Raw genomic sequence first — 26,349 nt, 5'->3', positions numbered from 1 at the left:
TCGCATCTTGCGTGAACCTTCGCTTTTCTTGTGAGTGTCTGCATTGGCTTTATGCGGCAATTTTATGTTCGGCATAGTGATAGTCGATAGCCGCACTAGGTATGCCTACCGAGTTGTTATTCTCGGATGACATATTAATGTGACGTATGTATTCACCTGCTGCTTGCCTTTGTCTCAGGCTGTCAGCGAATTTCAGGGCGGCCATCATGTCGCCTGATTGAAATTCCCTGCAATGAGACATTTTGATTTGCTTGTGGATTTCTATCCAGAATACAGCAAACATATTGACCCCCTTCCTTAGGAATAAAAAATACTGCAGGCTGCGGGACCATTCCCGCAGCGTTGTCGGTACCGTTCCGGGTACCCGTTTGTTCAACATAATTGTGCTGCTCGTTGACGGTAGCCGATATCATCATATCGGTACCGATGTTTCCACTGTCTGCACATTTGCGATTTGCTGACGGCGACCGCGTGTGCGGGTTCTGTTTCTTAAAATTTCTTAAATACTGCTTCAGGTTGTTTCCATGGCTGCATCTGAACCACGACCGTTTGCACGGGTTTGACTTCTGCTCTGCACAAAATGCAGTGCCATGTTCCCATAACGTGTATGTCCGTTACGACCGCTGCTGCGGGTTTGACTGCATGGTCTTGATATATCAACACCAATGTTTCCGTGCTCATTGACTGAACACGACCGCTTGCACGGGTTTTACTGCTGAGTCTGCTCATACCAGCATGGCTGCATACAGGCCACAAAACAAAAAACCCGGAGCTTTTAAGGGCATCCGGGCTTTTCAGCTTTGGGGCAGAGGGAGCTTGTTTAGTTTGCTCCAGCTACCTGAAGGTCTGACCTTCGGATGCGACTGACAGGTTTTATATAATCTTTAAACTTACTTGCTACGGACTGCTTGTAATTTGTCTGCGTATTGGTATTCGCTGCTGTGCGATCAATTGCAGTATGTCCAATAATGCTGTTATTCGGTGCGGATGTTGTGGTACTTGTTGCCAGAGCTGGTACTGTGCGCTCGGCCAGCACGCCGACTGCTGACGCCTGGGAAGTCCACACTGATGCCAAGCCCTGTGCTGTTAAGCACATGCCTTTAATCAGTTGTAGGAGCCAGGTAGTTTTCACGAATAATCCTAAAAAAATGGGTTGCAAAAATTCATGAATTCATCTTGCCACAGCTTTATAAAAAAATCCAGCATGGCGTGAAGAAAATTAAATGCTTTATGTTGTTTTTTAGCGGCGTCCGCAAAAAAACCGTATATCCTGTATCATCGCAGCCGTCGAAGTGAGGTTCGATCATGCTCAACACAACTACAGTAACAACATCTTCTCCCATGTCCGGACATAAAATAAAAGCAGAACTCAGAATTCGTGAACTCATGGTGGAAAACAAAATTCGTTCAGTTTCTGCCTTGCATCGCCTGCTCATAGGCAGACGTGTGACCGTTTCACATTCGCAATTATTGCGTATTGTCGATAATAAGGCCGAACATTGGAAGGTCGAGTTTATCGAGGCATTTGCCGAACTCTTCAATTGCTCCGTACAGCAGTTATTTCGTTTTGAAACTGTACCGGACGCGGAAGTCGTTACAGACGCAGCAACTTAGCAGCTATTACTTTTGCTAGTAAATGCTAGTAAATAGATGTTATTTGATAAATGTCATGCTGGCTTCACACAGCCGTCACAAAACTAGGTTATGATGTCTCCTAGCTGCTGTACATACAACCGATATGTATGACGGCAGTGAGGTGTGCTTGGTTCGCATTCCAGCGGACAAGCCACCGTCCAGAACTCAGATGCGGGAGCGATTGGTCGCTTCCGCATTGTCATTTGCGCGTCAGGTTTTGTTGACGATACCGCTCACGATATGCGCCAGGACTTAAGCCCGTCCAGTCCTTGAATGCATGATTGAAGGCACTTTGCTCACGGTAACCCAGTAAAAAAGCGATGTCCGCCAGATTGAGATCAGCCTGGCGCAGATAATCCTGCGCCAGTTCTTTTCTGGTCTGGTCGAGAATCTGCTGGAAACTGATGCCAATATCGCTTAGCTTGCGTTGCAGGGTACGCTGGCTGAGCAGCAGGTCTTGTGCAATCAGCGGCAATCTTGCGCGATCCTGCGCCAGTGCGTTGCTGATGGCGGCCCTCACTTGAACGACGATGTTGCCATCGCTGTGGGCACGCTGTTTTTGCAGCAGCATCTGTTCTGCATGCTGCTGCAGTACCGGGTACATGCTGACATCTGCATTGGGTACTTGCCAGCTTAATAGCGCAGTAGGGAAACGGGCGCAATTTATTGGCGCATCAAAATGCACCTCTGGTCCAAAGATGCGATGGTATTCGCTGAGTTCGGCAGGTGCTGCATGCATGAAGTATACCGGCGCATGGGGCAGGGTGGCGCCGGCAAACCAGTTGCCAAACACGCGTATGCCGGCAAAGACGCTGTCCACCAGATGTCTGCTGGCCTGCGGGAAATGGTTGTGCCATTGATATTCAGCAATATCTCCCTCAACCCGTAATTCAGATCGACCCAGATCGTGCGCCAGACCTTCATAACGCATGGTTTGCTGAAAGGCTTGCGCAAAGTCCCGGCAACTCATCAAGATCATGCCATAGACGTTGTAGGCGCCCAGTTTGATTCTTTCTCCAACGTGCAGGCCAAATTGTGCGTCCTGGCACAGTTCTGCACCAGCGTCCAGCAGGCGCAGGTAGTCAGTCGCCGCAATTGTGTCCGGTACCGCCGTCAGCATGTTTTCCGCCATGCCGGCCTGATGGGCAAGCTCATCCAGGTTCAATTTACGCGCCCTGGCTAGATCAAGCAAGGGCTGCAGATAGGCTGCAGCAACCCGGGCATTGGAAAAGGAACTGTTCGTCAGGCTGGGCTTTGGCATATTAAAACAAGAATCCTGTCATGAAAGCGCAATACGTTTTCGAGCCGCTTGATTATGCTGACGACAATTCATCCGGCCTTGTTGCATGCGTGTCGGATTATAGCAAGCTCAATTTGACAGGCTCAATTCAAAATCAGGAACAGAAATGCGACGTTGGAATGGTTGGGGGGATGACAGTATCACATTTGCCTTGAATGAGGATGCATTGGGCTTTCTGCGAGAGCGCATAGGGCAGGGTAAGCCACAGGCTGATGCTGTATTCGAGCGGGTCTGTCAGTCTGTACCAGCCAGCCGTTTGCCTGCTCATGCTCTGATAGACACAACAACTGATGCACGTGTCAGGCATAGCCTGGGCCAGAGTCTGCCCGACTGGCTGAAAATGCGTTACGGAAAAATCACCACTTTCCCTGACGGCGTCGCCTTCCCAGAAAGCAGTGAGGATATTCGCAGTCTGTTGAGTTATGCCAGCGAGCATGGTGTCGCGCTTATCCCTTATGGTGGCGGTACCAGCGTGGTCGGGCATTTGCATGTGGAGGAAAATGCACAGCCCGTGCTGTCTGTCGATATGTCGCGCATGTGCGCGTTGCTTAATCTTGACCGCGAAGCACAACTGGCAACTTTTGGCGCCGGCGTTTTTGGTCCGGACCTGGAAGCACAATTACGTGCCCACGGTTATACGCTGGGGCATTTCCCGCAATCCTTTGAATACTCAACCCTGGGCGGCTGGGTGGTTACCCGCTCTTCAGGGCAGCAGTCTTTGCGCTATGGTCGCATAGAACAATTACTGGCGGGCGCCAGGGTAGAGACGCCAGTGGGACGGCTTGATATCCAGACTTTCCCGGCGTCGGCTGCCGGCCCTGACTTGCGTGAGATGCTGTTGGGGTCAGAAGGGCGTATGGGTATCGTCACTGAAGTGACAGTGCGTATCAGCCCGTTACCTGCTTGTGAAGAGTTTCATGCCGTGTTCTTCCCTGACTGGGAGCAGGCACAAGCAGCAGTCAGGGCAATTGTACAGGCCAGGCCAGGACTATCAATGTTGCGCCTGTCCAATGCAAACGAAACCTTGACCAGCCTGACACTGGCCGGCCACAAAAGCCTGATCAGGCTGCTGGAGACATATTTGCGCCTGCGAGGTTGTGGCAGCGAAAAATGCCTGTTACTGGTTGGTGGCAGTGGCGAGAAAAAACAGGTACGGCATGCCATCAAGTCTGCACTGAAGATCGCGTCCTCGCACAACGGGATTCATGCAGGCAAAACCATGGGCGAGAAATGGAAGCAGGGGCGCTTCAAAAACGTGTATCTGCGTAATACTGCCTGGCAGCATGGCTACGCTATCGATACGGTCGAAACAGCCTGTGACTGGCCAAAGGTCAAGAAAATGATGCAGGCAATGGAACAGGCGGGCAGGGCTGCACTGGCGGCCGACAAGGAACTGGTCCATGCATACACGCACTTGTCCCATCTGTATGCACAAGGCGCCAGTGTGTATTCCACTTTTGTTTATCGCCTCAGCGGTGACTATGAAACTGATCATGCCCGCTGGAAAATGCTCAAGACCCAGGTATCCAGGGCAATCGTTGCCAATGGTGGCACCATCAGCCACCAGCATGGTGTGGGAAGCGATCATGCTGCTTATCTGTTAGCAGAAAAAGGTGAATTGGGCATGGCAAGCCTGCATAATCTGTTCCGGCATTTTGACCCGCAGGGCATCATGAATCCTGGCAAGCTCTTGCCTGCGGAAGATGCAGCACGATGAATCCAATCCACGAAGTGCATAATGCCCGTATAGACATACCCCGCACTCTGGCCAATCAGGGTCAAGATTGGGACGTCATTGTCATCGGCGGTGGTATTACCGGTGCTGGTATTTTGCTGGAAGCGGCAAAGCGTGGCTGGAAAGCTTTGCTGGTAGAACAAAAAGACTTTGCCTGGGGGACATCCAGCCGTTCGTCCAAGTTGGTCCATGGCGGCTTGCGGTATATCAAACAAGGTAAATTTTTTCTGACACGCGACTCTGTCCGTGAACGCCAGCGCCTGATGCAGGCCGCTTCTGGTCTGGTAGAACCGCAAAGTTTTGCCTTTGCTGATTATGCGGGGCGCAAACCGGGGCGCTGGCTGTTTGCCCTGGGACTGGTCATTTATGACTGGATGGCAGGTTTGCGCGGCAAACATTATTTTTCTGTACAAGATTTCTTGATGCTGGCGCCGCATATAGCGCGCCAGGATTTAAGAGGCGGCTCTTGCTATCTTGATGCCAAAACTGATGATGCACGTCTGGTCTTGCGGGTATTGCAAGAAGCCCGCGCAGCGGGAGCAACGGCGATCAATTACCTGGCAGTCGACAGTCTGATCTACAAAGACGGGCGGGCAAGTGCTGTGCTGTTGCGCGATGCCGTGAGCCAGCAGCAATATCAGGTGCAAGCCAGGCTTATCATCAATGCGACAGGCGCCTGGGCTGACGCACTACGCCAGCAGCAGGGTGAAAAAAACAGGCTGCGGCCCTTGCGCGGCAGTCATTTACTGTTCCCCGCGTGGCGCTTGCCGGTGGCGCAGGCAGTCAGCCTGATGCATCCACGTGATGGCCGCCCGGTTTTTGTTTACCCCTGGGAGGGCGTCAGCCTGGTCGGGACCACGGACGTGGACCACCGTGCTGATATGCAGATAGAGGCAGCGATGACGTTAGATGAGCTTACTTATCTGATGGAAGCAATGGAATTCCAGTTTCCCGGATTGAAGCTGACAACCGATGACGTCATAGCGACCTATGCCGGTGTGCGGCCGGTGATCGATACCGGTAAATCTGATCCATCACAGGAAGGGCGAGATCACGCCATCTGGCTGGAAAAAGGCTTGCTGACCGTGACTGGTGGAAAGCTCACTACTTTCCGGCTGATAGCCCAGGATGCGCTCAAGCATGTGGAACATCTTTTCCCCAAGCCAGGAGCAGGTATTGCAACGGGTACTGTATTTGCAGCCACTGCTGAAATTCCCATATTGTCAGGCATGAAGTTAAACCAGGCACAAATAGCACGTCTGCAAGGGCATTTTGGTGCCAATGCAGCCAATGTTGTTGCGACAGCACAGGCTGGTGAACTTGATTATATCCCCGGGACAGCCAGCCTATGGGTGGAATTACGCTGGGCGGCAAGATATGAAAGCGTCGTCCATCTGGAAGACTTGATGTTACGCCGCACCAGGTTAGGCTTATTATTACGCAATGGCGGCCTGGCTTTCATGCAGCGTATACGCAGTATTTGCCAGCCTGAACTGCAATGGGATGACGAGCAATGGGAAAAAGAACAAGCTGCTTACCTGGATTTGTGGCACAGATGCCATGGCTTGCCCGCTTCACCTGCAATCGAGAGTGTGGCCGCATAAAAAAATTAAACTATCACGATAGTCACAATTATTACAATCACCACGACTGGCACACGCGAACTTCATGTACAAACAATACATACTGTCCATAGATAATGGCACACAAAGTGTCAGGGCCATACTGTTTGATTTGCAGGGAAATATTGCTGCCAAATCCCAGGTGCATCTGGAAGCCTATTTTTCAGAATATCCTGGCTGGGCAGAACATCATCCCGAAGACTACTGGCAAGCTGTCTGCACTGCCTGCCAACGACTATGGAATGAATCTGGCATTGCGCCATCAAGTGTACATGGCGTGGCCGTGACCACGCAGCGCGGCACCGTCATCAATCTTGACAAAGCAGGCCAGCCTTTGCGTCCGGCAATTACCTGGCTGGACCAGCGGCGCACTGACATTGTGCCGCCGGTGAATCCGCTATGGTTGACTGCCTTCAAACTGGCCGGGGTCGCCGGTACCATTAATTTTTTTCGTGGCGAGGCAGAAGCTAACTGGATCAAGGCACACCAGCCAGATATCTGGGACAAGACCGATAAATACCTGATGTTGTCCGGCTACCTCAATTACCGTCTGTGCGGTAAATTCATTGACTCCATAGGCTCGCAAGTGGGCTATCTGCCTTTTGATTACAAGAACCTGAAGTGGGCGGGTAAGCTGGACTGGAAATGGCAGGCACTGGCAGTAAAGGCAGAGACCTTGCCGGAGTTGGTGCCGCCGGGCACTGTCATGGGGCACATCAGCAGCGCTGCTGAAGCAGCTACCGGTATATTGGCAGGCACGCCCTTGCTGGCCGCCGCTGCAGACAAGGCCTGTGAGGTAATAGGGGCGGGCTGCCAGCAAGCCAACATAGGTTGCCTCAGCTATGGCACGACCGCAACCATCAATACCACCAGCCAGAAATATCTGGAGGTCACGCCTTTCATCCCGCCTTATCCGGCAGCAATCCCCGGATCCTATAGTACGGAAGTGCAGATATTCCGCGGCTACTGGATGGTGAACTGGTTCAAGGAACAATTTGGTCATCATGAAAAACTGCAAGCGGCAGAACAGGGAGTCTTGCCGGAAGCCTTGTTCGATGAACTGGTCAATGCGGTGCCACCAGGTTCCATGGGGCTGATGCTGCAGCCTTACTGGACCCCGGGCATCAAGGTGCCGGGTGCAGAAGCAAAAGGGGCTATCATCGGTTTTGGTGATGTGCATACCCGTGCCCACATGTACCGTGCGATACTTGAAGGTTTGGCTTACGCCCTGCGCGAAGGTAAAGAACGAATTGAAAAACGTAGTGGCACCCCCATCACGGAATTGCGCATTTCAGGTGGCGGTTCCCAAAGCGACGCTGCCATGCAATTGACTGCGGATATTTTTGGGTTGCCGACTTCACGTCCACATATTTATGAAACATCAGGCCTGGGTGCAGCAATCGATGCAGCCGTGGGTCTGGGTCTGCATGCCAGTTTTGATACAGCCATCAAGGAAATGACACGCATAGGAAAGACCTTCCAGCCCATAGACCATCACCACCAGATTTACAATGAGCTTTATCATCGCGTCTATCAAAAAATGTATGCGCGCTTGCAACCCCTGTACAAGGAAATACAGCAAATTACCGGCTATCCCAAAATGCACTGATGCATGGCATGGGTTTGTGCTGCTAAGATAGAGCTGATGAAGACTATCGTACTCTTGCCTGGCATGGATGGCACTGGCACCTTGTATGGCGATCTGCAAGATGCCCTGGCCGGCAAAGGCAAATTGATCGTCGCCCGCTATCCGCCGGATCAGGTTTTGGACTATGCTGCACTTGAGCAGGTGGCGCGCAGTTACCTGCCGGTTGATGAAGATTATGTCTTGCTGGGTGAATCTTTTTCCGGCCCGATTGCCATTTCCATTGCTGCCAGCAGACCGGAAAGACTCCAAGCCCTGGTATTGTGTGCGACGTTTGCCAGTAATCCTCATTCCATTCTATCAAGGCTAAGATATGTCGTGCCCTATCTGCCAGTCAAACTGGCGCACACGCGTATCGCCAGTTATTTCCTGTTGGGGCGATTTGCGACGCAAGAGCTGGATTCTGATCTGGCAAAAGCGCTCGCTGGCGTAAAGCCTCAGACACTGAAAGCGCGTTTGCAGGCAGTTCTGGCTTGTGACGTCAGGGACAAACTGCAGACCATCAAGGTCCCGACATGCTATCTGCGTGCCAGCGAAGATAAACTGGTGCCGCTGTCAGCTTACACCGATATGCAAAAGCAGATAACAAGCATGCAGTTGCTTGAATTTGAGGCGCCGCATTTTTTGTTGCAAACCAAGGTTGGTGACGTGGTAAACAGGCTATTAAATTTTCTAGAGTGAGCGATCAAATTTCATGATACATCAACACCAAGCTGAATATGCACGACGCTTGAATCGTGTTCTCGATTACATTGATCAGCATCTGGATAGCGCTTTGGAACTGGAGCATCTGGCTGACATTGCTCACTTTTCACGCTTTCATTTTCATCGCGTGTTTGCCGCATGGATGGGGGAGACCCTTGGGGACTATGCACGCAGACGCAGGCTGGAGAGTGCCGCATGGCGGCTATCCTGTGACCAGCAGGCTTCGATACTGGATATTGCGCTCGCATGCGGTTTTGCTTCGGGCGAAGCCTTTGCGCGCGCATTCAAAAGCAGATTCGATTGTACGCCGAGTGAGTGGCGCTCAGGTACTGATGCACGCAGACGGTCGCAGATCGTTGCCGCTTATGAGAACCGTTCGCTGCCAGACAGCAATCTGAATCAGGTACTGAGCAATCCTGATCAGGTCAGAAAGCCTGGGTCTTGCGAAGATGATGATCCCTATCAATCATTTAATGAGAAATACATGGAAGTCAATACCATCAACTTACCTGCTGTGCAAATTGCCTATCAACGCTATATAGGTCCATACGGCCCTGCTGTGACAGAATTCTGGAATAAAAATGTTCTGCCATGGTTGCAATCCCATGATTTGCTATCACAAACCTGTTATGGAATAGGCTATGACGACCCCAGTGTGACAGCTGCTGAGAAATGTCGTTATGATGCTTGCGTCACAGTGCCAGGGGATTTTTTTGCGGGTGCTCAGGTCAATCTCAAGACTTTGCCTGGTGGGCGTTATGCAGTAGCGGATTTCTCCGGGCCGGTCGGCCACGTCAATGATGCCTGGATGTGGCTGTTGCGTGAGTATCTGCCGACCAGTGGCTTGCAGTGTGATGACAGACCTTGCTTTGAGAAATTTATACCAGCCACAGCACTTGATACGCAGACGGGCTTGTTCTCTTGTCAGTTATGCGTGCCAGTAAAGGCCTTATGATACCGCACTCGTAAGCAGGCCTTTGCAATATCAGTCAAGCAGAACCGAACCATCGGGACCCCATTTGACCTTGGTTATACCTGGTTCGGTTTCTTCGAGGCGTTTTGTTTCCTGCTCTTGTGGGGTCATCACGCCACGTTGCACGCGCAGTTCATCCGCCAGTCGGCGGTCTTCCAGCAGTTGCTGGCGACGGGCATTGGCCTGTTGTATTATTTCGAATAATTCATCCTGATCCCAGGGCTTGGCAATATAGCGAAAAACTTCAGCATCATTGATGGCGCCAAGTATGGTCTTGAATTCTGCAGAAGCACTGAGCATCAGACGGACGGCATCTGGTTGCATTTCCTTGGCAATGGAAAGAAACTGTATGCCGTTCATTTCTGGCATATGGTAATCGGAAATAATAAAATCGAAAACGGTATCACTAAGACGTGCGACGGCGTCCTTGGGGGAATTGAATAACTCCATTTTCATGTCCAGGTCTTTTGCCACGCTCTTCAGACTTCTTTGCAGGGCTAGCAAGACATTTTGTTCGTCATCCAGCAATAAGATTCTGTGCATCATTTCCTCCTGTTACTGTACACACGTATTACCAATTTAGCACTTGCAGGATGCTCAAACAATGCCAATTTGCCGATGATATGCTGGTCGAGAACGTAATCTGCAGGTAATAAAAGCATGCCGTCTTTGGATATTACATCAGCAGAAAGTATCATGCCAGGTTCTAGATGCATGATAGAAATTTCTTTATCATCCACATCGTCTGGCAGATTATTGATGATTTGCCTGAAAGCAAGGACTACCTTTTCATCATAACGGTTGCCGGCGCCACGTATGATGATGGCTTGCGCATCTTCAACACTAACACGTTTGGCAACCAGGCTGCCATTCTGCAAGTTGTCGTAGTCACTGGCGAGGGCCAGTATGCGTGCACCGAAAGGGATGTTTTCACCCGTCAGACCATCGGGGAAACCGCGACCATCAAATCGTTCATGTTGGTGACGGATAATTTTGGCTGCTGTCTGTAAATCTTGTAAAGGCATTAACAATTGTTCTGCGCGCAAAGTGTGTTTGTGAAATTGACCTAACTCTTCGCCATTCATCTGACTGACTGGCGTTGCCAATAATTCATCGGAAAAGCCAATTTTTCCAATATCCAACATTAAAGCCGCAACAAAAATCTCCTGCGTCTCACGGCTATCGAGGTTGAGTTTTTTTGCCAATTTTCTGGACAGATCGGCAACCCTCCTGGAATGGCCAACCAGTTTATTGCCACGCATTTCTATGACATTAGAGAATACCTTGATTGATGTCAGGAAATTGCTTTTCAATTTATCGTTGGCAACTAAGAGCGACGCATGTGCTTTTTTGAGATCAGCGGTGCGCTCTTCAACTTTGGCTTCCAGATTAGCATTCAGTGACTTCAATTCTTCGTTTTGTCTGAAAGTCAGTTCTTCGAGCCGTTTCTTTTCGTTTTCCAGATACTTGCGTTCCAGGGCTTGTTTGACGACCAGCACAATGTCATTGTCATTCCAGGGCTTGGTAATATAGCGATAAATTTCGCCACGATTGATGGCATCTATCGTCGATTGTATGTCTGCATAACCTGTGAGCAGCAGACGTATGGTGTTTGGCCATCTGGCCTTGACATTGGTCAGGAATACGGCGCCATCCATGACAGGCATGCGCATATCGGATATGACGAGGTCAACGGTTTCTTTTTCCATGATATCCAGACCTTCCTGACCACTATTTGCGATCAGTATCTTGTAAGAATGTGGTCTGAATAACCTGCGAAGCGAGGAAAGAATGTTCGGCTCATCATCAACGAAGAGCAGCACGGGCATATTTTCAGATGCGGATTCCACACTCATTGGACAGCACCGTCGGTTGCGGGGGATTGATCTTCATGTTTGATGGGAAGGCAAAGAAGGAAACTGGTACCTTTGCCAACTTCGCTGTTGACCGTGATTTTCCCATGGTGCTTCTGGATGATACCGTAAGACAGGGATAGCCCCAGACCTGTCCCTTTTCCTATCGCCTTGGTCGTAAAGAATGGATCGAAAATACGGTTCAGGTTTTCTTTGGGAATGCCGCAGCCATTGTCGGATACTTCTATCAAAACGTGTTGCTCCTCACGTCTGGTACGAATAATGATACGTCCTCGCTCAGACGTAATCGCATGGGATGCATTGACAACCAGATTCATGATGACCTGGTTAATCTGCGAAGACAGACACTCAATATCGGGAATGTCCCCATATTCCTTGATCACATCAGCCTTGTATTTTATTTCGTTGTTGACGATATTCAGGGTCGAATCTATACCCTGGTGTATATTAGCCCATTGCCATTCCTGCTGAGAGTCGATCCTGGAAAAATCTTTCAGGTCCTGGACTATTTTGCGTACTCTTTCTATGCCTTCTCTTGATTGCTGCACAAGTTCCGGGATATCTTCTTTGAGATACGATAATTCCTTGGTTTCCTTGATTTTTACCAGTTCGTTTTTTACGCTGGCTGAGATTATGTGCTGCTCGGAATTTTCGTAGGCATTGATAATGGCAAACAGATCCTTGATGTAATTTTCAAGTGTGGCAAAATTAGAAAAAATGTAGCCTATTGGATTGTTGATTTCATGGGCGACGCCGGCTGCCAGTTGGCCTATTGATGCCAGCTTTTCCGATTGCAGCAACTGCTCTTGCGCCATCGATAATTTGGCATTGAGTTCAGTCAGTTCTGTATTGCGCCGCACCAGTTCGTTTTCTATGGCTTCTCTCTGTTGAATATCAGCTTCGAGTTTGCTATTCGTTTCGGCAAGTTGCAGGGTGCGTTTTTTGACCAGATTTTCCAGATTATCATGCGCCTGGCGCAGCGCGTGCTCGGCATCGCAACGCTCTGTTATATCTTCCAGTGTTTCTATGGCGCCGACAATTTTTCCATCTTTGCCATATAAAGGCGCTGCCGTGAAATGCAACCACAAACCGTGCTCATGCAGATCAGGGAAAAAATCTATGGCTTCATAGGCACCATGTATCAATGGTGAAGGAGAAAATTTATTTTTGTAAAACTTGTGAACCACAATGTCGTCATCACCCGATAGAACCAGATCCGCCAGCACGGGACGATGATCTCGATAGAAGGGTTTCCATTGATTCTTGGTCGATATCATGCTTGCAGCCGAATATCCAAGCACGAATTCACATGCCTTGTTCCAGTGCGTGATAGTGTGATCGGAATCAATTACAAAGGTAGGGACCGGACTGCTATCCAGAAATTGCGCCAGTTCAATCCCCATTCTATTGAGTGGTGGGGTGTCAACCTTTTGATGTGGGCGAGCTGCATGGCCGGTCAGATTCCAGGCTGTGGTATCTGAGGTCATCGACTTGGGCGTACCGCTATCCATTGACAAGGGAAGGTCTTTGTTCATTGCTGCCACCTGACTCCAGGTTGACTATATAAAATTATGTCTTATCTATGCCGGACATGGTGATGCTATTGCTTTGTAGTGAATCTGTCTTTGCAAATTCAACACCGGTGATCTATTAGCATGACGATTTTTCCTGAAGGTTTGGACTGTTCCCCCATGTTTTTCCATTGTGCATCGAATGGCTGTCCATAGACTTCTACAGGAAACCACAAACCTTCTGAAAATTCCCGCATACCGGAGCCGGCTTCGGGGATCAGGTGCTCAATCTGGCATCCCAATTCTATCCTGGAGGCCGGGATGACTTTTTCTGCCGAACTGTTCATGAAGACGACCATATCCTCGTCATCCACAGCAATGATGGGCATGGGGACATATTGTAAGACTTCACGGACTATGCTGAGACTCAGTTCATCGCGACTGATCTGTTTTTGTTTTTGTTTTAGCATTTCGGCCAATTGCTTGTTGGCACTGATGAGTTCCTGATTGGTCGTCTGTACTTGCAAGGTCAGGCGCCGGTTTTCATCTTCCATCTCTTTGTAATGGAAGGCCTCCCTGATGTTTGCCCGTATCAGTTCATCGTCCCAGGGTTTGGTAAGAAATTTATAAATAGCCCCTTCATTGATGGCGTCGGTAATGTATTGCAATTCAGTGTAGCCGGACAAGATGATGCGAACGGTCTCCGGGTAGGATTTTTTTGCATTGCGTAAAAATTCTACACCTGTCATCAAAGGCATCCTTTGATCAGAAATAATGACGTCGACCTGATTTCTTTCAAGAATTTCCAGCCCTTCCTGACCACTATTTGCTATCAGGATGCGATAGTCATCTTTGCGTAACAGACGTTTGAGCGCGTTTAAAATATTGGGTTCATCATCAACCAGCAATAAAGTGCGGTCAGGCTTGCCCATGCGCAGCAGATGTTTGTCCAGGACCGGCCGATCTTTGAGGAGGGCTTGCATCTGCTCGGCATTGATAGGTCTGGAAAAGAAATGACCTTGTATCTGGTCGCACATATTATCGCTGAGGAACTTGCATTGCGCCTCAGTTTCCACACCTTCCGCGATGACCTTGATACCCAGGCTATGGGCCATGGCAATTACTGCCTTGGTGATGGAGACGTCGTCAGGGTTATGTGGTATTTCCTTGATAAAGGATTTGTCTATTTTGACATAATCAAAAGGGAAGTGTTTAAGATAGCTGAGCGCAGAGTAGCCAGTGCCAAAGTCGTCCAGGGCCAGTAGATAGCCTTTTTGCTTGAAATCACTGAAAGCCTTGTCAATATTTTCACTACGATACATTAAAACATTTTCGGTAATTTCAAGCGAAATCTGGTCGGATATCAGATTTTGAGCCTGCAACATGTGTGACAGACGGCTAGTCAGTCCGGGATCTTGCAGTTGTACGGGGGAGATATTGATGGCGACCGAAGGCGGTTTGAGTCCAACTGCCAGCCAATTGACAATATCTGCGCAGACCTGTTGGATAACCCAGTCACCTAAACGTACGATCAGCTCGGAATTTTCTGCTACCGGAATAAATACAGTGGGGGGGATGAGCCCATGTGTGGGATGCTGCCAGCGCAATAAAGCCTCCATACCGACAATTTGGCCGGACTGTAAATCTGCTTTTGGTTGATAATGCAAATGCAAGGTATTGGCACCAATGGCTGCTTGCAATTCAGCTTCAATGTTGATGTGGTTTTGTGCTACCGTACTCATTTTAATTGTCCCGGTATATCTGCCATGATTCCCACGATGCTTTGTTAATGGACAGGGGATTGAAAGTTGTTTTACTTTGCTCAGTTATTCTTTGCTTCTTGTCGCAATGGCAGCCAAACGGTAAAACAAGTCCCTTTGCCAAGTACACTATGCACGTCAATACGACCACCATGGTTTTTGATGATGCCGTAGGACAAGGACAAACCAAGACCGGTACCGCTACCTACAGGTTTGGTCGTAAAAAAGGGCTCAAATATGCGGCTCAGGTTTTCTGCAGGGATGCCCGAACCAGTGTCGAGTACCTTGATCCAGGCCATGTCCTTTTCACAACCGGTCGTGATCTTGATGACGCCATTTTCCTTGATTGCATGAGACGCATTGACCAGCAGGTTCATGATGACCTGGTTAATCTGCGAAATAACACATTTGACCAGCGGTACCTGACCATACTCCTTGATCACGTTCGCCTTGTACTTGATTTCGTTCTTGACGATATTCAAGGTGCTGTCTATACCCTGGTGTATGTCAGCTTCTTGCCACTCTGTTTCACCCACATGAGAAAAATCCTTGAGTGACTGTACGATGTCTTTCACCCGTTTGAGGCCGTCCATGGATTCGCTGACCAGGGCTTGTATATCCTCCTTCAGAAAATCCAGATCAGCCTGCTCTTTGATCTGGTGCATTTTACTGACTATGTCATTGCTGCCCTGTTTTTGTATTGCATCTTCATAGCCACTGATGACGTCGAATAGATTTCCCACATATTTCTGCAAACTGCCGATGTTTGAATTGATAAAGCCTATGGGATTATTGATTTCGTGGGCGATACCGGCGGCAAGTTGACCAACCGACGCCATTTTTTCTGATTGCAGTAATTGTTCATGGGCTTCCTGCAGTTTCTTGATCAGTAGTTGTTGTTCTTCCCCCTTCTTGTATAAAGCTTCTTCCATTTCCTTGCGCTTGGTGATATCGGTCAGGGAGCCGATGACTTCTACCGGATTATTGTCCTGGTCCCGTATCAATCTCAGCATGTCGTGCATCCAGACATATTGCCCGGAACGACTCCTGAAACGGTATTCGTAGGTACGCTCACCCTCGGTGAATAGCTTGGCTATGCTTGAAAAAATCTCAGGGACGTCGTTTGGATGTATGTGGTCAAACCAGAAATTGGGGTCTGCCAGCATTTCTTCAGGATGGTAGCCAAGTACATTCAGAGCGTTGTTGCTGACAAAGGTCATCCTGAAATCACCAGTCGGTACGCTGCTGTATATGATGGCGGGAGTATTGTCGATCAGGTATTGCAGCCTTGTAGATGAAGACAAACTTGCCACAATGCCGGAACCAGAGGGCGAACCTGTGACTGGAGGGAGAATGCTGAATTCGTCAAGTGGGTTCACATGTTCACCAGTTCAAGATAGTCAAAAGTGATTATTTTGAATTTCTTTATGTCTATATATTAGAGCAATAAGTAATTGAATTGCTATTTTTTTTGAAAAATGAATCAAGCATTTGCAGTACTGTGGCAAGATTCACAAGAAATTCAAATAAAGCTATATCTTCTGATAAATTATTTCCTTGTGGCAATGATGTTGTTTAAGCATAGGTTGCGACGGGACAGATTACAAGCGAAAGCTGCGCATTTGCTTTTTTGCACAATTTCGGCGCAGCATTGCACTGAAATGCGGAATGTAGTTTGATCAACTCTCTCATTATCAATACTTACGACCTTCACCAATTTGTCACTTTTGCCACAATTTGAGGCAATCGAACCTCAGCAAATCATTCGTGCTCATCTTTTTTCAAGCTCTTGCGAAAACGAGTCATGTCCGCTCGGCGCGCAGACGCAGACAGTATATTGGGTGCAGGGCTTAAAGTTTGGGAGGTGCCTTAGCGCCGGGTTAAGCCCATAACAGCCACAGGTACATAAGATGTTTGAGTGATTGTCAATGTCTGATTGAGCGGCTCTTATCTGTCTGGTCACTAGCTGGTGGTATGCAGGGAGCAGCTGGCACGTTATCTGCTATCAAGCTTTCTGCAAGTCTAGAGTTTCATTCCCAGTCCTCACTACTACCAGGAGAAAACATGTCACGTCGCACTGTTTTGAAAGCAACTGCTCTTGCAGCAATGACTTTGGCCACCTCAGGCTGGATTTCCCAGGCGCTGGCTGCAGATACCATCAAGGTCGGTATTTTGCATTCTCTGTCTGGCACCATGGCGATTTCCGAGACATCGTTAAAAGATGTGGCCCTGATGACCATTGATGAAATCAACGCCAAGGGTGGGGTGATGGGTAAGAAACTGGAAGCGGTCATCGTTGACCCAGCGTCCAACTGGCCTCTGTTTGCAGAGAAGGCGCGTCAACTGGTCTCACAAGACAAGGTGTCGGTTGTGTTCGGTTGCTGGACTTCAGTCTCGCGCAAGTCTGTTCTGCCAGTATTCAAGGAATTGAACAGTCTGCTGTTTTATCCTGTTCAGTATGAAGGTGAAGAGCTGGAAAAAAATGTTTTCTACACAGGCGCAGCACCCAACCAGCAGGCAATTCCTGCGACTGAATACCTGATGTCAAAAGAAGGTGGGGGCGCCAAACGTTTTGTCCTGCTTGGTACTGACTATGTTTACCCGCGTACCACCAACAAGATCTTGCGCGCCTTCTTGCATAGCAAAGGTGTGAAAGATAGTGATATCGATGAGGTCTATACACCGTTTGGGCACTCTGACTATCAGACTATCGTCGCCAATATCAAGAAGTTTGCCGCCGGTGGCAAAACAGCCGTTATTTCCACAATCAATGGTGATTCCAATGTACCTTTTTATAAGGAGCTTGGTAATGCGGGTCTGAAAGCTACTGACGTTCCCGTCGTCGCTTTCTCTGTCGGTGAAGAAGAGTTGCGTGGAGTTGACAGTAAACCCCTGGTTGGCCATCTCGCAGCCTGGAATTACTTCCAGTCTGTTAAAAATCCCGTGAATACAGAGTTCATCAAGAAATGGAAAGAATACGCAGTCGCCAAAAAACTGCCAAATGCTACTACTGTCGTGACCAATGATCCTATGGAAGCGACCTATGTCGGTATTTATATGTGGAAACAGGCAGTGGAAAAAGCCAAGTCCACTGATACCGATAAAGTTATCGCAGCAATGGGGGGGCAGACATTCAAGGCGCCATCAGGTTTTGAATTGACCATGGATAAAACCAATCATCACTTGCACAAGCCCGTGATGATTGGTGAGATCAAGGCGGATGGTCAGTTCAGTGTAGTCTATAAAACCAAGGCGCCGATCCGGGCGCAGCCATGGAGCCCGTTCATTCCGGGTAATGAAGGTAAACAAAACCTGTGATCAGGCAACTGATTTTTGTTACTCCAGGCGGGTTTAAGTCTAAGATTTTCTGACTTGAACCTAGCTCGCGTAGTACCCGGTTTTTAATCACACTTTCACTGGTTGCTTATGAATTTTCTGAAATTCTGCATGGGTGCAGTCCTGCTTGTGCTCAGCTTGCACGCCCATGCGAGCCTGGACGGGAAATTGCTGGCTGCTTTGGCTGGCGATGACTCCGATGCACGTATTGCAGCGGTCAACGGTATTGCAGCGATAGGTAGTCAGGACGCAGCGGACTTGTTGAATGCCCTGAAAAACGAGCAACTGTTTGTGAAAGATGGCACTGTCTACTTGCAGGCAGATGAACTGAGCAAAAATCTGGCAACAGATAAAGTACAAAAAATGCCGGAAGACGCAGAACCCATCACGATCAATAATCGCCTGCGTGCCGCAATCGACAGCGCTCTGTCAGGCCTGAAGTTATTTTCTGTTGACAGAGCTACGCGGCTGACAGCGGCAATAGCGCTTGAGAAAGAAGCTACGCCAGAACAGCTGCCACTGTTCAATAAAGCTTATTTGAAAGAGAATGACAGCGAAATAAAATCCCGTCTGCAGATGTTGATTGCTACCGCAAATCTTCAGGCAACTGATCCTGTGGTGCGCAAGGCCGCTGTCAAGGCCTTGCTGGACAGCCCGAATCCCAACCTGAAGCCTGTGCTGCAAAAGATGCTGGCACAAAATCCGGATGGTACTTATGGTGAGCCGGATGCCAGTATACGAGTGGAAGCCGTGGCGACATTGAATGCTATTGATGGCCGCCAGGCGCGTATGGAGCTTGTCGGCAATTTATTCTATGGTGTTTCACTGGGCAGTGTTTTATTACTGGCAGCCCTCGGTCTGGCGATCACCTTTGGCTTGATGGGCATCATCAATATGGCTCATGGCGAATTACTGATGATTGGCGCCTACACCACCTATGCATGTCAATCATTGTTTCGCAAATTCATGCCGGGAATGCTCGATGCTTATCTGCTGCTGGCATTGCCAGCCGCGTTTCTGGTTGCTGCCGGGGTTGGTATTTTGCTGGAAAGAACGGTTATTCGCTGGCTGTATGGCAGACCGCTGGAAACCTTGTTATGCACCTGGGGTATCAGCCTGATATTGATGCAGACAGTGCGCTCTCTGTTCGGTGCGCAAAATGTAGAAGTCGCCAATCCATCCTGGATGTCGGGTGGTGTTACGGTCCTTGGTTCACTGGTGTTGTCTTACAACCGCATCATCATCATGTTATTTGCCCTGTTCGTGGTATTTGCCGTCTGGCTGATTCTGAACAAAACCAGGCTGGGACTGTTTGTGCGTGCAGTGACCCAAAATCGACGTATGGCGGATTGTGTTGGTGTTGCGACAGGCAAGATAGACATGCTGACTTTCGGGCTGGGCTCAGGCATAGCCGGTCTTGGGGGAGTGGCCTTGTCGCAACTTGGTAATGTCGGGCCGGACCTGGGGCAGAACTATATCGTTGATTCTTTCATGGTAGTCGTGTTGGGCGGTGTAGGGCAGTTGGCCGGTACGGTCATTGCGGCATTCGGCCTGGGTGAGGTGAATAAATTTCTAGAGCCTGTCGCCGGAGCAGTGATGGCCAAGATAGTGATTCTGGTATTCATCATCGTCTTCATACAGCGCAGACCGCAAGGCTTGTTTGCACTCAAGGGCAGGAGCGTGGAATGAGTATGGCAACAGTGATGAAGATGGATGCAATACGAGACTTGTTTTCAAAACCTGCCTGGGTCGGCATTCTGGTGTGTGCTGCCATTGCGGTTTTGCTGCCTGTATTGAACCTCAGTTTTCCATCGGGGCATGCTCTGCACGTATCGGGTTATACCATCGCTCTGGTCGGTAAATTTATGTGTTATGCGCTGGCGGCGCTGGCATTGGACCTGGTATGGGGATATACCGGCATTCTGTCTCTGGGGCATGGCGTATTTTTTGCCCTTGGTGCCTATGCACATGGCATGTATCTAATGCGGGCAATTGGCCGCGAAGGCGTCTATCAAAGTGATTTGCCAGACTTCATGGTATTCCTTGATTGGAAAACCTATCCCTGGTACTGGTCCATGACGGACAGCTTCTTGTATTGCATGGCATTGGTGGTGTTGGTGCCGGGAGTGCTGGCTTTTGTCTTTGGTTTCTTCGCCTTTCGCTCCCGCATCAAAGGGGTGTATTTTTCTATCATTACCCAGGCCATGACATTTGCCTTCATGTTGCTGTTTTTCCGAAATAACACGGGCTTTGGCGGCAATAATGGCTTCACCGATTTTAAACGCATACTTGGTTATGCCATCACAGCGCCAGCAACCAAGGCGGCTTTGTACCTGATCACTTTACTGTTCTTGCTGGCAAGCTTATTTTTTTGCCGCTGGGTAGTTACATCCAAACTTGGGCGAGTATTGCAAGCGGTGCGTGATTCTGAATCGCGCCTGATGTTTATTGGCTATGACCCTTTATGGTTCAAGCTTTTCGTCTGGACCTTGTCTGCGGTGTTGTGTGGTGTCGCGGGTGCCTTGTACGTACCGCAAGTTGGCATCATTAATCCATCAGAAATGTCGCCCGGGAATTCCATAGAAATGGTGATCTGGGCTGCGGTAGGTGGCCGTGGCACACTGCTTGGTCCCATCATCGGTGCATTTACTGTCAATGGTCTGAAAAGCTGGTTTACTGCAGCTTTCCCGGATTTATGGCTGTATGCGCTGGGTTCGTTATTCATACTGGTGACGCTGTTCATGCAACGGGGTGTGCTTGGTCTTGCTGGCAAGTTCAAGAAGCAGAGGGAGCAGGTATGAGCCCCATGATGAGCGGCGTCCTGCGCCCCGGTCAGCAATATGAGGGGGCAACCGGTGATCAGGGTGTATCGTATGGGCGCATCAAGCCTGAAGGTGTTGATACTACCCACGGTGCCATCTTGTACCTGGAAGACATAGTCGTTTCCTTCGATGGGTTTAAAGCCATCAATCATTTGAATCTCGACATCTCTGTCGGTGAGCTTCGTTGCATCATCGGCCCGAATGGGGCTGGCAAGACCACGATGATGGATGTCATCACCGGCAAGACCAGGCCCACCTCTGGCACGGTATTTTTTGGCCAGACAATGGACCTGACGCGCATGAACGAGGTGGACATTGCCCATGCCGGCATAGGCCGCAAGTTCCAGCGTCCGACCGTGTTTGAGCAGCACAGTGTTTTTGAAAACCTGGAACTGGCCATGAAAATGGACAAGCGCGTCAAGACTACCTTGTTTGCCCGCCTTGATAGCGAACAGAAGGACAAAATAGACAGCATCCTGCAATTGATACGCCTGAATGGGCAAGAGCAGAGGCAGGCGGGCTTGCTGTCACATGGACAAAAACAATGGCTGGAAATCGGTATGTTGCTGATGCAGGAACCGCAACTGATTTTACTGGATGAACCTGTAGCAGGCATGTCCGACGCAGAAACTGCTCGTACCGCAGAATTACTCAATGAATTGCGCGGCAAGCATTCCATCATGGTCGTTGAACATGATATGGGTTTTGTCGCCGAGATTGCACAGCAGGGCATCGTGACTGTATTACATGAGGGATCGGTGCTTGCGCAAGGAACCATGCAACAAGTGCAGGCTGACGAGCGGGTCATCGAAGTCTATCTGGGACGATAAGCATGCTCGAAGTCAAACAATTACATCAATACTATGGTTCCAGCCACACCCTGCGCGGTGTCTCACTGTCATTAAAAAAAGGGGAGTGCATGGCCCTGCTGGGCCGCAATGGTGTAGGCAAGACCAGTTTGTTGAAATGCCTGATGGGTATTTTGCCGGTGGCCGAGGGTTCCGTCTATTTTGAAGGGCGTGACATCAAGCGACTGGCACCACATGAACGTTCCAGAGCAGGTATTGCCTATGTGCCACAGGGGCGCGAAATATTTGCACGCCTGACCGTGGAAGAAAACCTGCTGATGGGCATGGCGAATCTGCCAGCGCGCAAAGCCGGAAAGATCAAACCAGAAGTGTATGAATTGTTTCCCGTGCTAAAAGAAATGCTGCACAGACGTGGTGGCGACTTGTCGGGTGGTCAGCAACAACAGCTTGCAATTGCCCGCGCCCTGCTGGCAGAACCCAGGCTCATTATTCTTGATGAACCGACTGAGGGCATACAGCCATCCATCATCAAGGACATCGGTCGTGTGATACGCTTGCTGCGTGAACGTGGCGATATCGGTATTCTGTTGTGTGAGCAGTACTTTGATTTTGCCCGTGAACTGGCCGACCATTTTGTTGTCTTGTCGCGTGGCGAAGTGGTAGCCTATGGCGGTCAGGACCTCATGGATGGCGATGACGTCAAGCGGCATCTCGCGGTATAGTGCTGTTTTGCCTAATCAATGTTGCTCATGGATGCCAGTCACCAGTCTATACCTATAGTCACATCATGCTCGCATTGGCAGGCAAGTCTGCAACTGGGGTTCAGCAAGGATGCCGATGTCACCCGTCTGACCGGGCGCAAACACAGTGGTCCTTTACGAGTACAAAAACCTTTGTATCCTGAAGGTGCTGAAATTTGTCATGCCATCATCATCCATCCTCCCGGCGGAGTAGTCGGCGGCGATCAGTTGGCAATAGATGTCAATCTGGATGCCGGCGCCCATGCCTTGATCACCACGCCCGGCGCTGCCAAATGGTATCGCAGCAATGCGCATACTTCAGTACAAAAAATTGAACTTGTTCTTGATGATGCAGCCAAGCTGGAGTGGTTGCCGCAAGAGACCATTTTTTTTGATGACGCCTGTGTTGATCTGCACCAGACCATGCACCTGTCGCGTGATGCGCGGCTGATCAGCGGCGATATTTATTGTTTTGGCCGTACCGCATCGGGTGAAACATATACTACCGGCAAGATAAGGCAGCATTGCAGTATCTATAGGGAAGGGCGCATGGTCTGGCATGAACAGGGCAGCCTGGAAGGAGGCAGTCACGCCATGCAAAGCCCGCTTGGTTTGCAGGGCAAGTCAGTGTGTGCGACCTTGCTGGCATCAGGTGGATTGCTTGGCAGCGAGCAATTGCAATCCTTGCGTGAACAGACCAGTGCCTTATTGGCGCAACAAGAACCGGATGCCGTTTGTGGTGTGACACAGATGAAGTCGGTGATCGTTGCGCGCTACCTCGGTAATTCCAGTGAAGTTGCCAGGCACTGGCAACATCTGGTGTGGCAACACTTGCGGCCTGTGGTGATAGGGTGTGAAGCAGTAATACCACGTATCTGGAATACCTGAATTCCTTCTGTTGCTATATTTTTTCCAGCAACCCAGGATACGTATTCGCCAATTCGCGCCATGCGTCAAAGCCACCGGCAAATGGCCTGACATCTTCAAATCCCAATTGTTTCAAGGTATGCGCTGCGTGTACTGCGCCAGCATCACCGGGGCAGGCGCAAATGGTGATGATCATTTCATGTTTGGGCCAGGCTTGAGCAGCAATCCCGACCTGCTTGGTTTCGCTGACGGTTGCTTTTGGAATGACACCGGTCTCTGCAATCAGGGCTGGACTGCGCAAGTCTATAATGCGCGGCATGGCGTTTCTTTGATAGCTGTCTTTCAATTCTGCAGGACTGAAATGCGGTATCGTCGCCAGTTTTTCAAAACGCTTTTTTTGCCAGAATTTCCATGCCAGCCAGACCAGGAGCAGGGCGACAAAGACTGCTACGATACGTATACCATGCTGTGACAATAAGGCCAGGCCAGACTCAATTTGCGCTTGCAGCGCAAAACCTGCCAGCAAGGCCAGCCCGGCCCACAGGCCGGCACCGATGGCTGATGCCAGCATGAATGACACGCGTGACATGCCCAGTGCACCTGCTACGGGTGGCGCCACGGTGGAAAAACCGGGAATGAATTTGCCAACGACCAGGGACCAGACTCCCCAGCGATGAAACCGGGCTTCGGTCTGGTTGACGCAAGAGCCAGGGTTAATGGACATTTTGCACAAAAATTTCAAGACCTTGTAGCCGAATTTTTTACCGGCCTGGTACCAGATCAGATCGGCTGTCAGGGACGCGATGATGGCTGACAGCAGCAGTATCAGTAATTGACTGGTATGCGTTGTCTGGCTGGCGTTGAACATCATGGTGGGAACAGCGGGTACTGGCAAGCCCAGTTGTTGCAGCAAGACGTTGACAAACACCATCAGGCTATTATGTTGATGAAAAAAATCTGCCAACCAGCCATGTTCCATACCGATCCCTAATTCGCTTCCTGATTGAGCCCAGATTGAAAGGGAGGGAGATGTTTTATATTTGGCAACATCCGTAAATCAACATCCGCAAGCCCTCACCTAGTGAAGTATGCATTGTAGGGCATTGCGGGTTTTCATATGTAGATGTCGGCATGCATACGACAAATTTATCAGTTTTTCTTTTGCGTTTTTATCGCGCTGATCCAGCGTTGAACATGTTGCTCCAGCATATCCAGTGGCAATGGGCCAGCATTGAGCAAATTGTCATGGAAGGCGCGCAGGTCAAATTGACTACCCAATGCTGATTCTGCCTTTTTGCGCAATTCCATGATTTTCAACTGCCCGATTTTATAGCCCAGTGCCTGCCCTGGCCAGGCGACGTAACGGTCCACTTCTGACTCAGGCCGTATGCTGACGTGTTTGTCGAAATAGTCGAGGGCTTGTTCACGTGTCCAATGCTTGTAATGAATGCCAGTATCAACCACCAGGCGTATGGCACGGAACAATTCACCGTTCAGACGGCCAAGATCACTGACCGGGTCCTGGAAGAAGCCAACTTCCTTGCCCAGTCTTTCTGAATACAGCGCCCAGCCTTCGACATAGGCAATGTATTCATCGTTCAAGGCGCGATGGAAAGGGTGAATGCCAGCCAGTTCCTGGGCAATGGAGATTTGCATATGGTGGCCCGGTATGCCTTCGTGGTAGGCTGTCGACTCGTTGCCAACCATGCTGCGGTTGGCGAAATTATAGGTGTTGACCCACACCTGACCAGGTCTACTGCCGTCTGCAGTACCTTGCTGGTAATTGGTGGAGGCATCTTTCTCCATGAATTCCGGGATGGCTGCTATTTTTAAACCCGCTTTAGGCAGGATGCCAAACAATTGGGGTAGTTTGGCTTGCATCTGTCTGGTGTAAAACTCATAGTTTTCTACGATCTGTTCGCGTGAAGCCGGTTTTTGCCTGGGGTCAGCTTTTACTGCGGCGCGAAACTCTGCTGTCGTCTGATAGCCAGCTTTTTTTGCCAGTGCTTCGGTTTGTGCTTCCAGTTCTGCCACCTCTTTGAGACCGATGTCGTGAATCTGCTCCGGGCTCAGGTTGGTCGTGGTCTGTGTGTGTACAGCAAAGCGATACATCTCATCGCCATGTGGCAATGCCCAGATGCCAGGTTCGCTCCTGCCTTTGGGCGCATACTCTGTAGCGACAAACTGACCAAGCTCCTGGTAAGCCGGGCGCAGTTTTTCTTCCACTGCTTTTAATATTGCGGCACGTAACTCTGTCTTCTGCTGTTCTGTAAAACTGGCCGGAAAGCGTTTTACAGGGCTGGCGAAAACATTCTCTTCACCTGTCATGGCAGCAATCTCCTGACATTGGACAGCCACTTTTTCAAGAATATATCGTGGCGGTATCAGACCCTGCTTCTGGCCCGTACGCGCCAGTTCTGTCGCCTGAGCAAACAATTGCGGGACCTGGTTCAGGCGTGCAATATAGTCATGGTAATGCTGCTCTGTTTCAAAAGGCGTGACCGTCAGCAGTTGCGCGAGTGAAGTCTGTACGCCACTCATCTGCTCCAGCGGCATCAGGTAGGTCCTTAATTGATAATTGCGCAGACGATCAGTCAGCGTACGTATCAATAGCTGTTGGTCAATTTTTGCAGATGCACTGAGTTTTGTTGCCGGAACTGACTTGATCTTGGCCAACAATGTTTTTGCTTCAATTGCTGCCTTTTCCTGCCTTTTTTCTGAAAGATCACGCAGTCTGGCATTGAGCCTGTATTCACCGTACAGTGTTGCCGCTTCGGGATTCACCTCCTGGAAATAGTCCCAATAGCTGTCAGACAATTGCTTTAACTGGATGTTCGCGGTTGAAGCCGGTTTGGCCTGGGCCGGTGCAGACCATGCACCAACGATAGTCATCACAAGTAAAGATGCTTGAAAAGCAGGGGCAAGTGTAAATTTAGGCATAGATGCAATTTGCAGGGCTGGTAGCAGGCAGTTAGTCAAGTTAGTCAATGAGTGATAAAGCCTGCTTTTGATTAA

The 26,349-nt window shown here is 49.7% G+C and carries 22 protein-coding genes; 12 read left to right on the top strand and 10 right to left on the bottom strand.

Annotated features, from left to right (window positions below):
• Positions 1 to 49: 49 nt before the first annotated feature.
• Complete coding sequence (locus LZ463_RS06215; protein ID WP_241454740.1) at positions 50 to 283, bottom strand: hypothetical protein; 234 nt, start codon at positions 281 to 283, stop codon at positions 50 to 52.
• 537 nt (positions 284 to 820) lie between these two features.
• The gene (locus LZ463_RS06210) at positions 821 to 1,132 is read right to left on the bottom strand and encodes a hypothetical protein (RefSeq protein ID WP_241454739.1); all 312 of its coding nucleotides are present in this window, start codon (positions 1,130 to 1,132) and stop codon (positions 821 to 823) included.
• Positions 1,133 to 1,305: 173 nt separating this feature from the next.
• Here LZ463_RS06210 and LZ463_RS06205 point away from each other — a divergent pair, with 173 nt between their 5' ends.
• The gene (locus LZ463_RS06205; protein WP_241454738.1) at positions 1,306 to 1,614 is read left to right on the top strand and encodes a helix-turn-helix domain-containing protein; all 309 of its coding nucleotides are present in this window, start codon (positions 1,306 to 1,308) and stop codon (positions 1,612 to 1,614) included.
• Positions 1,615 to 1,834: 220 nt separating this feature from the next.
• Here the strand turns inward: LZ463_RS06205 and LZ463_RS06200 are convergent, their stop codons facing one another.
• Positions 1,835 to 2,896 (bottom strand): AraC family transcriptional regulator, encoded by a 1,062-nt coding sequence (locus LZ463_RS06200; protein WP_241454737.1) that lies wholly within the window; start codon positions 2,894 to 2,896, stop codon positions 1,835 to 1,837.
• Positions 2,897 to 3,041: 145 nt separating this feature from the next.
• Here LZ463_RS06200 and LZ463_RS06195 point away from each other — a divergent pair, with 145 nt between their 5' ends.
• From LZ463_RS06195 to LZ463_RS06175, 5 genes are all read left to right on the top strand, one after another.
• On the top strand, positions 3,042 to 4,652 hold the full coding sequence (locus tag LZ463_RS06195; protein ID WP_241454736.1) for an FAD-binding oxidoreductase: 1,611 nt from the start codon (positions 3,042 to 3,044) through the stop codon (positions 4,650 to 4,652).
• Entirely contained in the window at positions 4,649 to 6,274 is a 1,626-nt protein-coding gene (locus tag LZ463_RS06190) for a glycerol-3-phosphate dehydrogenase/oxidase (RefSeq protein ID WP_241454735.1), read from the top strand. Before LZ463_RS06195 ends, LZ463_RS06190 begins: the two co-directional genes overlap by 4 nt.
• Before the next feature lie 64 nt (positions 6,275 to 6,338).
• A complete protein-coding gene (locus tag LZ463_RS06185) occupies positions 6,339 to 7,901 on the top strand; it encodes an FGGY-family carbohydrate kinase (RefSeq protein WP_241454734.1) in 1,563 nt (520 codons plus the stop codon).
• A 36-nt stretch (positions 7,902 to 7,937) separates the two neighbouring features.
• Positions 7,938 to 8,618 (top strand): alpha/beta fold hydrolase, encoded by a 681-nt coding sequence (locus tag LZ463_RS06180; RefSeq protein WP_241454733.1) that lies wholly within the window; start codon positions 7,938 to 7,940, stop codon positions 8,616 to 8,618.
• A gap of 13 nt (positions 8,619 to 8,631) precedes the next feature.
• On the top strand, positions 8,632 to 9,597 hold the full coding sequence (locus tag LZ463_RS06175; protein WP_241454732.1) for an AraC family transcriptional regulator: 966 nt from the start codon (positions 8,632 to 8,634) through the stop codon (positions 9,595 to 9,597).
• A gap of 30 nt (positions 9,598 to 9,627) precedes the next feature.
• Here the strand turns inward: LZ463_RS06175 and LZ463_RS06170 are convergent, their stop codons facing one another.
• From LZ463_RS06170 to LZ463_RS06145, 5 genes are all read right to left on the bottom strand, one after another.
• Complete coding sequence (locus LZ463_RS06170; protein WP_241454731.1) at positions 9,628 to 10,161, bottom strand: response regulator; 534 nt, start codon at positions 10,159 to 10,161, stop codon at positions 9,628 to 9,630.
• A complete protein-coding gene (gene nosR, locus LZ463_RS06165; RefSeq protein WP_241454835.1) occupies positions 10,158 to 11,444 on the bottom strand; it encodes a response regulator c-di-GMP phosphodiesterase, NosR family in 1,287 nt (428 codons plus the stop codon). Before nosR ends, LZ463_RS06170 begins: the two co-directional genes overlap by 4 nt.
• 23 nt (positions 11,445 to 11,467) lie before the next feature.
• Positions 11,468 to 13,024 carry an ATP-binding protein gene (locus LZ463_RS29025; protein WP_277623952.1) on the bottom strand — a complete coding sequence of 519 codons (1,557 nt, stop codon included), beginning with the start codon at positions 13,022 to 13,024 and terminating at the stop codon, positions 11,468 to 11,470.
• 98 nt (positions 13,025 to 13,122) lie between these two features.
• Positions 13,123 to 14,742: an EAL domain-containing protein gene (locus LZ463_RS06150; RefSeq protein ID WP_241454730.1), complete on the bottom strand. Its 1,620-nt coding sequence runs from the start codon at positions 14,740 to 14,742 to the stop codon at positions 13,123 to 13,125.
• 80 nt (positions 14,743 to 14,822) lie between these two features.
• Entirely contained in the window at positions 14,823 to 16,139 is a 1,317-nt protein-coding gene (locus LZ463_RS06145; protein ID WP_347176245.1) for an ATP-binding protein, read from the bottom strand.
• 685 nt (positions 16,140 to 16,824) lie between these two features.
• On the opposite strand from LZ463_RS06145, the gene urtA reads away from it, so the two are divergent.
• The 6 genes from urtA to LZ463_RS06115 all read left to right on the top strand — a co-directional run bounded on the left by urtA (position 16,825) and on the right by LZ463_RS06115 (position 23,355).
• Positions 16,825 to 18,078 (top strand): urea ABC transporter substrate-binding protein, encoded by a 1,254-nt coding sequence (gene urtA / locus LZ463_RS06140; protein WP_241454729.1) that lies wholly within the window; start codon positions 16,825 to 16,827, stop codon positions 18,076 to 18,078.
• A gap of 108 nt (positions 18,079 to 18,186) precedes the next feature.
• Positions 18,187 to 19,785 (top strand): urea ABC transporter permease subunit UrtB, encoded by a 1,599-nt coding sequence (gene urtB / locus LZ463_RS06135; protein WP_241454728.1) that lies wholly within the window; start codon positions 18,187 to 18,189, stop codon positions 19,783 to 19,785.
• The gene (gene urtC / locus LZ463_RS06130; RefSeq protein ID WP_489686085.1) at positions 19,782 to 20,897 is read left to right on the top strand and encodes an urea ABC transporter permease subunit UrtC; all 1,116 of its coding nucleotides are present in this window, start codon (positions 19,782 to 19,784) and stop codon (positions 20,895 to 20,897) included. The genes urtB and urtC overlap by 4 nt, the downstream gene beginning before the upstream one ends.
• A complete protein-coding gene (urtD, locus tag LZ463_RS06125; RefSeq protein ID WP_489686084.1) occupies positions 20,894 to 21,748 on the top strand; it encodes an urea ABC transporter ATP-binding protein UrtD in 855 nt (284 codons plus the stop codon). The genes urtC and urtD overlap by 4 nt, the downstream gene beginning before the upstream one ends.
• A gap of 2 nt (positions 21,749 to 21,750) precedes the next feature.
• Positions 21,751 to 22,449: an urea ABC transporter ATP-binding subunit UrtE gene (gene urtE / locus LZ463_RS06120; protein ID WP_241454727.1), complete on the top strand. Its 699-nt coding sequence runs from the start codon at positions 21,751 to 21,753 to the stop codon at positions 22,447 to 22,449.
• Between the two features lie 27 nt (positions 22,450 to 22,476).
• Positions 22,477 to 23,355 (top strand): urease accessory protein UreD, encoded by an 879-nt coding sequence (locus LZ463_RS06115; protein WP_241454726.1) that lies wholly within the window; start codon positions 22,477 to 22,479, stop codon positions 23,353 to 23,355.
• Between the two features lie 13 nt (positions 23,356 to 23,368).
• Here the strand turns inward: LZ463_RS06115 and LZ463_RS06110 are convergent, their stop codons facing one another.
• Both LZ463_RS06110 and LZ463_RS06105 read right to left on the bottom strand, forming a co-directional pair.
• Positions 23,369 to 24,313: a VTT domain-containing protein gene (locus LZ463_RS06110; RefSeq protein ID WP_241454725.1), complete on the bottom strand. Its 945-nt coding sequence runs from the start codon at positions 24,311 to 24,313 to the stop codon at positions 23,369 to 23,371.
• Positions 24,314 to 24,483: 170 nt separating this feature from the next.
• On the bottom strand, positions 24,484 to 26,226 hold the full coding sequence (locus LZ463_RS06105; protein ID WP_241454830.1) for a DUF885 domain-containing protein: 1,743 nt from the start codon (positions 26,224 to 26,226) through the stop codon (positions 24,484 to 24,486).
• Positions 26,227 to 26,349: the final 123 nt, after the last annotated feature.

It is taken from the genome of Undibacterium paludis (assembly GCF_022568815.1).
In the GTDB taxonomy this organism is placed as follows: Bacteria; Pseudomonadota; Gammaproteobacteria; order Burkholderiales; family Burkholderiaceae_D; genus Undibacterium.
The sequence above is the reverse complement of the archived record's forward strand: the minus strand, read 5'-3'. Positions and strand labels throughout refer to the sequence as shown.

Coding starts and splice junctions, on each gene's coding strand:
- LZ463_RS06215 (WP_241454740.1), bottom strand. CDS start 283: ATGTTTGCTGTATTCTGGATAGAAATCCACAAGCAAATCAAAATGTCT.
- LZ463_RS06205 (WP_241454738.1), top strand. CDS start 1,306: ATGCTCAACACAACTACAGTAACAACATCTTCTCCCATGTCCGGACAT.
- LZ463_RS06200 (WP_241454737.1), bottom strand. CDS start 2,896: ATGCCAAAGCCCAGCCTGACGAACAGTTCCTTTTCCAATGCCCGGGTT.
- LZ463_RS06195 (WP_241454736.1), top strand. CDS start 3,042: ATGCGACGTTGGAATGGTTGGGGGGATGACAGTATCACATTTGCCTTG.
- LZ463_RS06190 (WP_241454735.1), top strand. CDS start 4,649: ATGAATCCAATCCACGAAGTGCATAATGCCCGTATAGACATACCCCGC.
- LZ463_RS06185 (WP_241454734.1), top strand. CDS start 6,339: ATGTACAAACAATACATACTGTCCATAGATAATGGCACACAAAGTGTC.
- LZ463_RS06180 (WP_241454733.1), top strand. CDS start 7,938: ATGAAGACTATCGTACTCTTGCCTGGCATGGATGGCACTGGCACCTTG.
- LZ463_RS06175 (WP_241454732.1), top strand. CDS start 8,632: ATGATACATCAACACCAAGCTGAATATGCACGACGCTTGAATCGTGTT.
- LZ463_RS06170 (WP_241454731.1), bottom strand. CDS start 10,161: ATGATGCACAGAATCTTATTGCTGGATGACGAACAAAATGTCTTGCTA.
- nosR (WP_241454835.1), bottom strand. CDS start 11,444: ATGCCCGTGCTGCTCTTCGTTGATGATGAGCCGAACATTCTTTCCTCG.
- LZ463_RS29025 (WP_277623952.1), bottom strand. CDS start 13,024: ATGAACAAAGACCTTCCCTTGTCAATGGATAGCGGTACGCCCAAGTCG.
- LZ463_RS06150 (WP_241454730.1), bottom strand. CDS start 14,742: ATGAGTACGGTAGCACAAAACCACATCAACATTGAAGCTGAATTGCAA.
- urtA (WP_241454729.1), top strand. CDS start 16,825: ATGTCACGTCGCACTGTTTTGAAAGCAACTGCTCTTGCAGCAATGACT.
- urtB (WP_241454728.1), top strand. CDS start 18,187: ATGAATTTTCTGAAATTCTGCATGGGTGCAGTCCTGCTTGTGCTCAGC.
- urtC (WP_489686085.1), top strand. CDS start 19,782: ATGAGTATGGCAACAGTGATGAAGATGGATGCAATACGAGACTTGTTT.
- urtD (WP_489686084.1), top strand. CDS start 20,894: ATGAGCCCCATGATGAGCGGCGTCCTGCGCCCCGGTCAGCAATATGAG.
- urtE (WP_241454727.1), top strand. CDS start 21,751: ATGCTCGAAGTCAAACAATTACATCAATACTATGGTTCCAGCCACACC.
- LZ463_RS06115 (WP_241454726.1), top strand. CDS start 22,477: ATGGATGCCAGTCACCAGTCTATACCTATAGTCACATCATGCTCGCAT.
- LZ463_RS06110 (WP_241454725.1), bottom strand. CDS start 24,313: ATGGAACATGGCTGGTTGGCAGATTTTTTTCATCAACATAATAGCCTG.
- LZ463_RS06105 (WP_241454830.1), bottom strand. CDS start 26,226: ATGACTATCGTTGGTGCATGGTCTGCACCGGCCCAGGCCAAACCGGCT.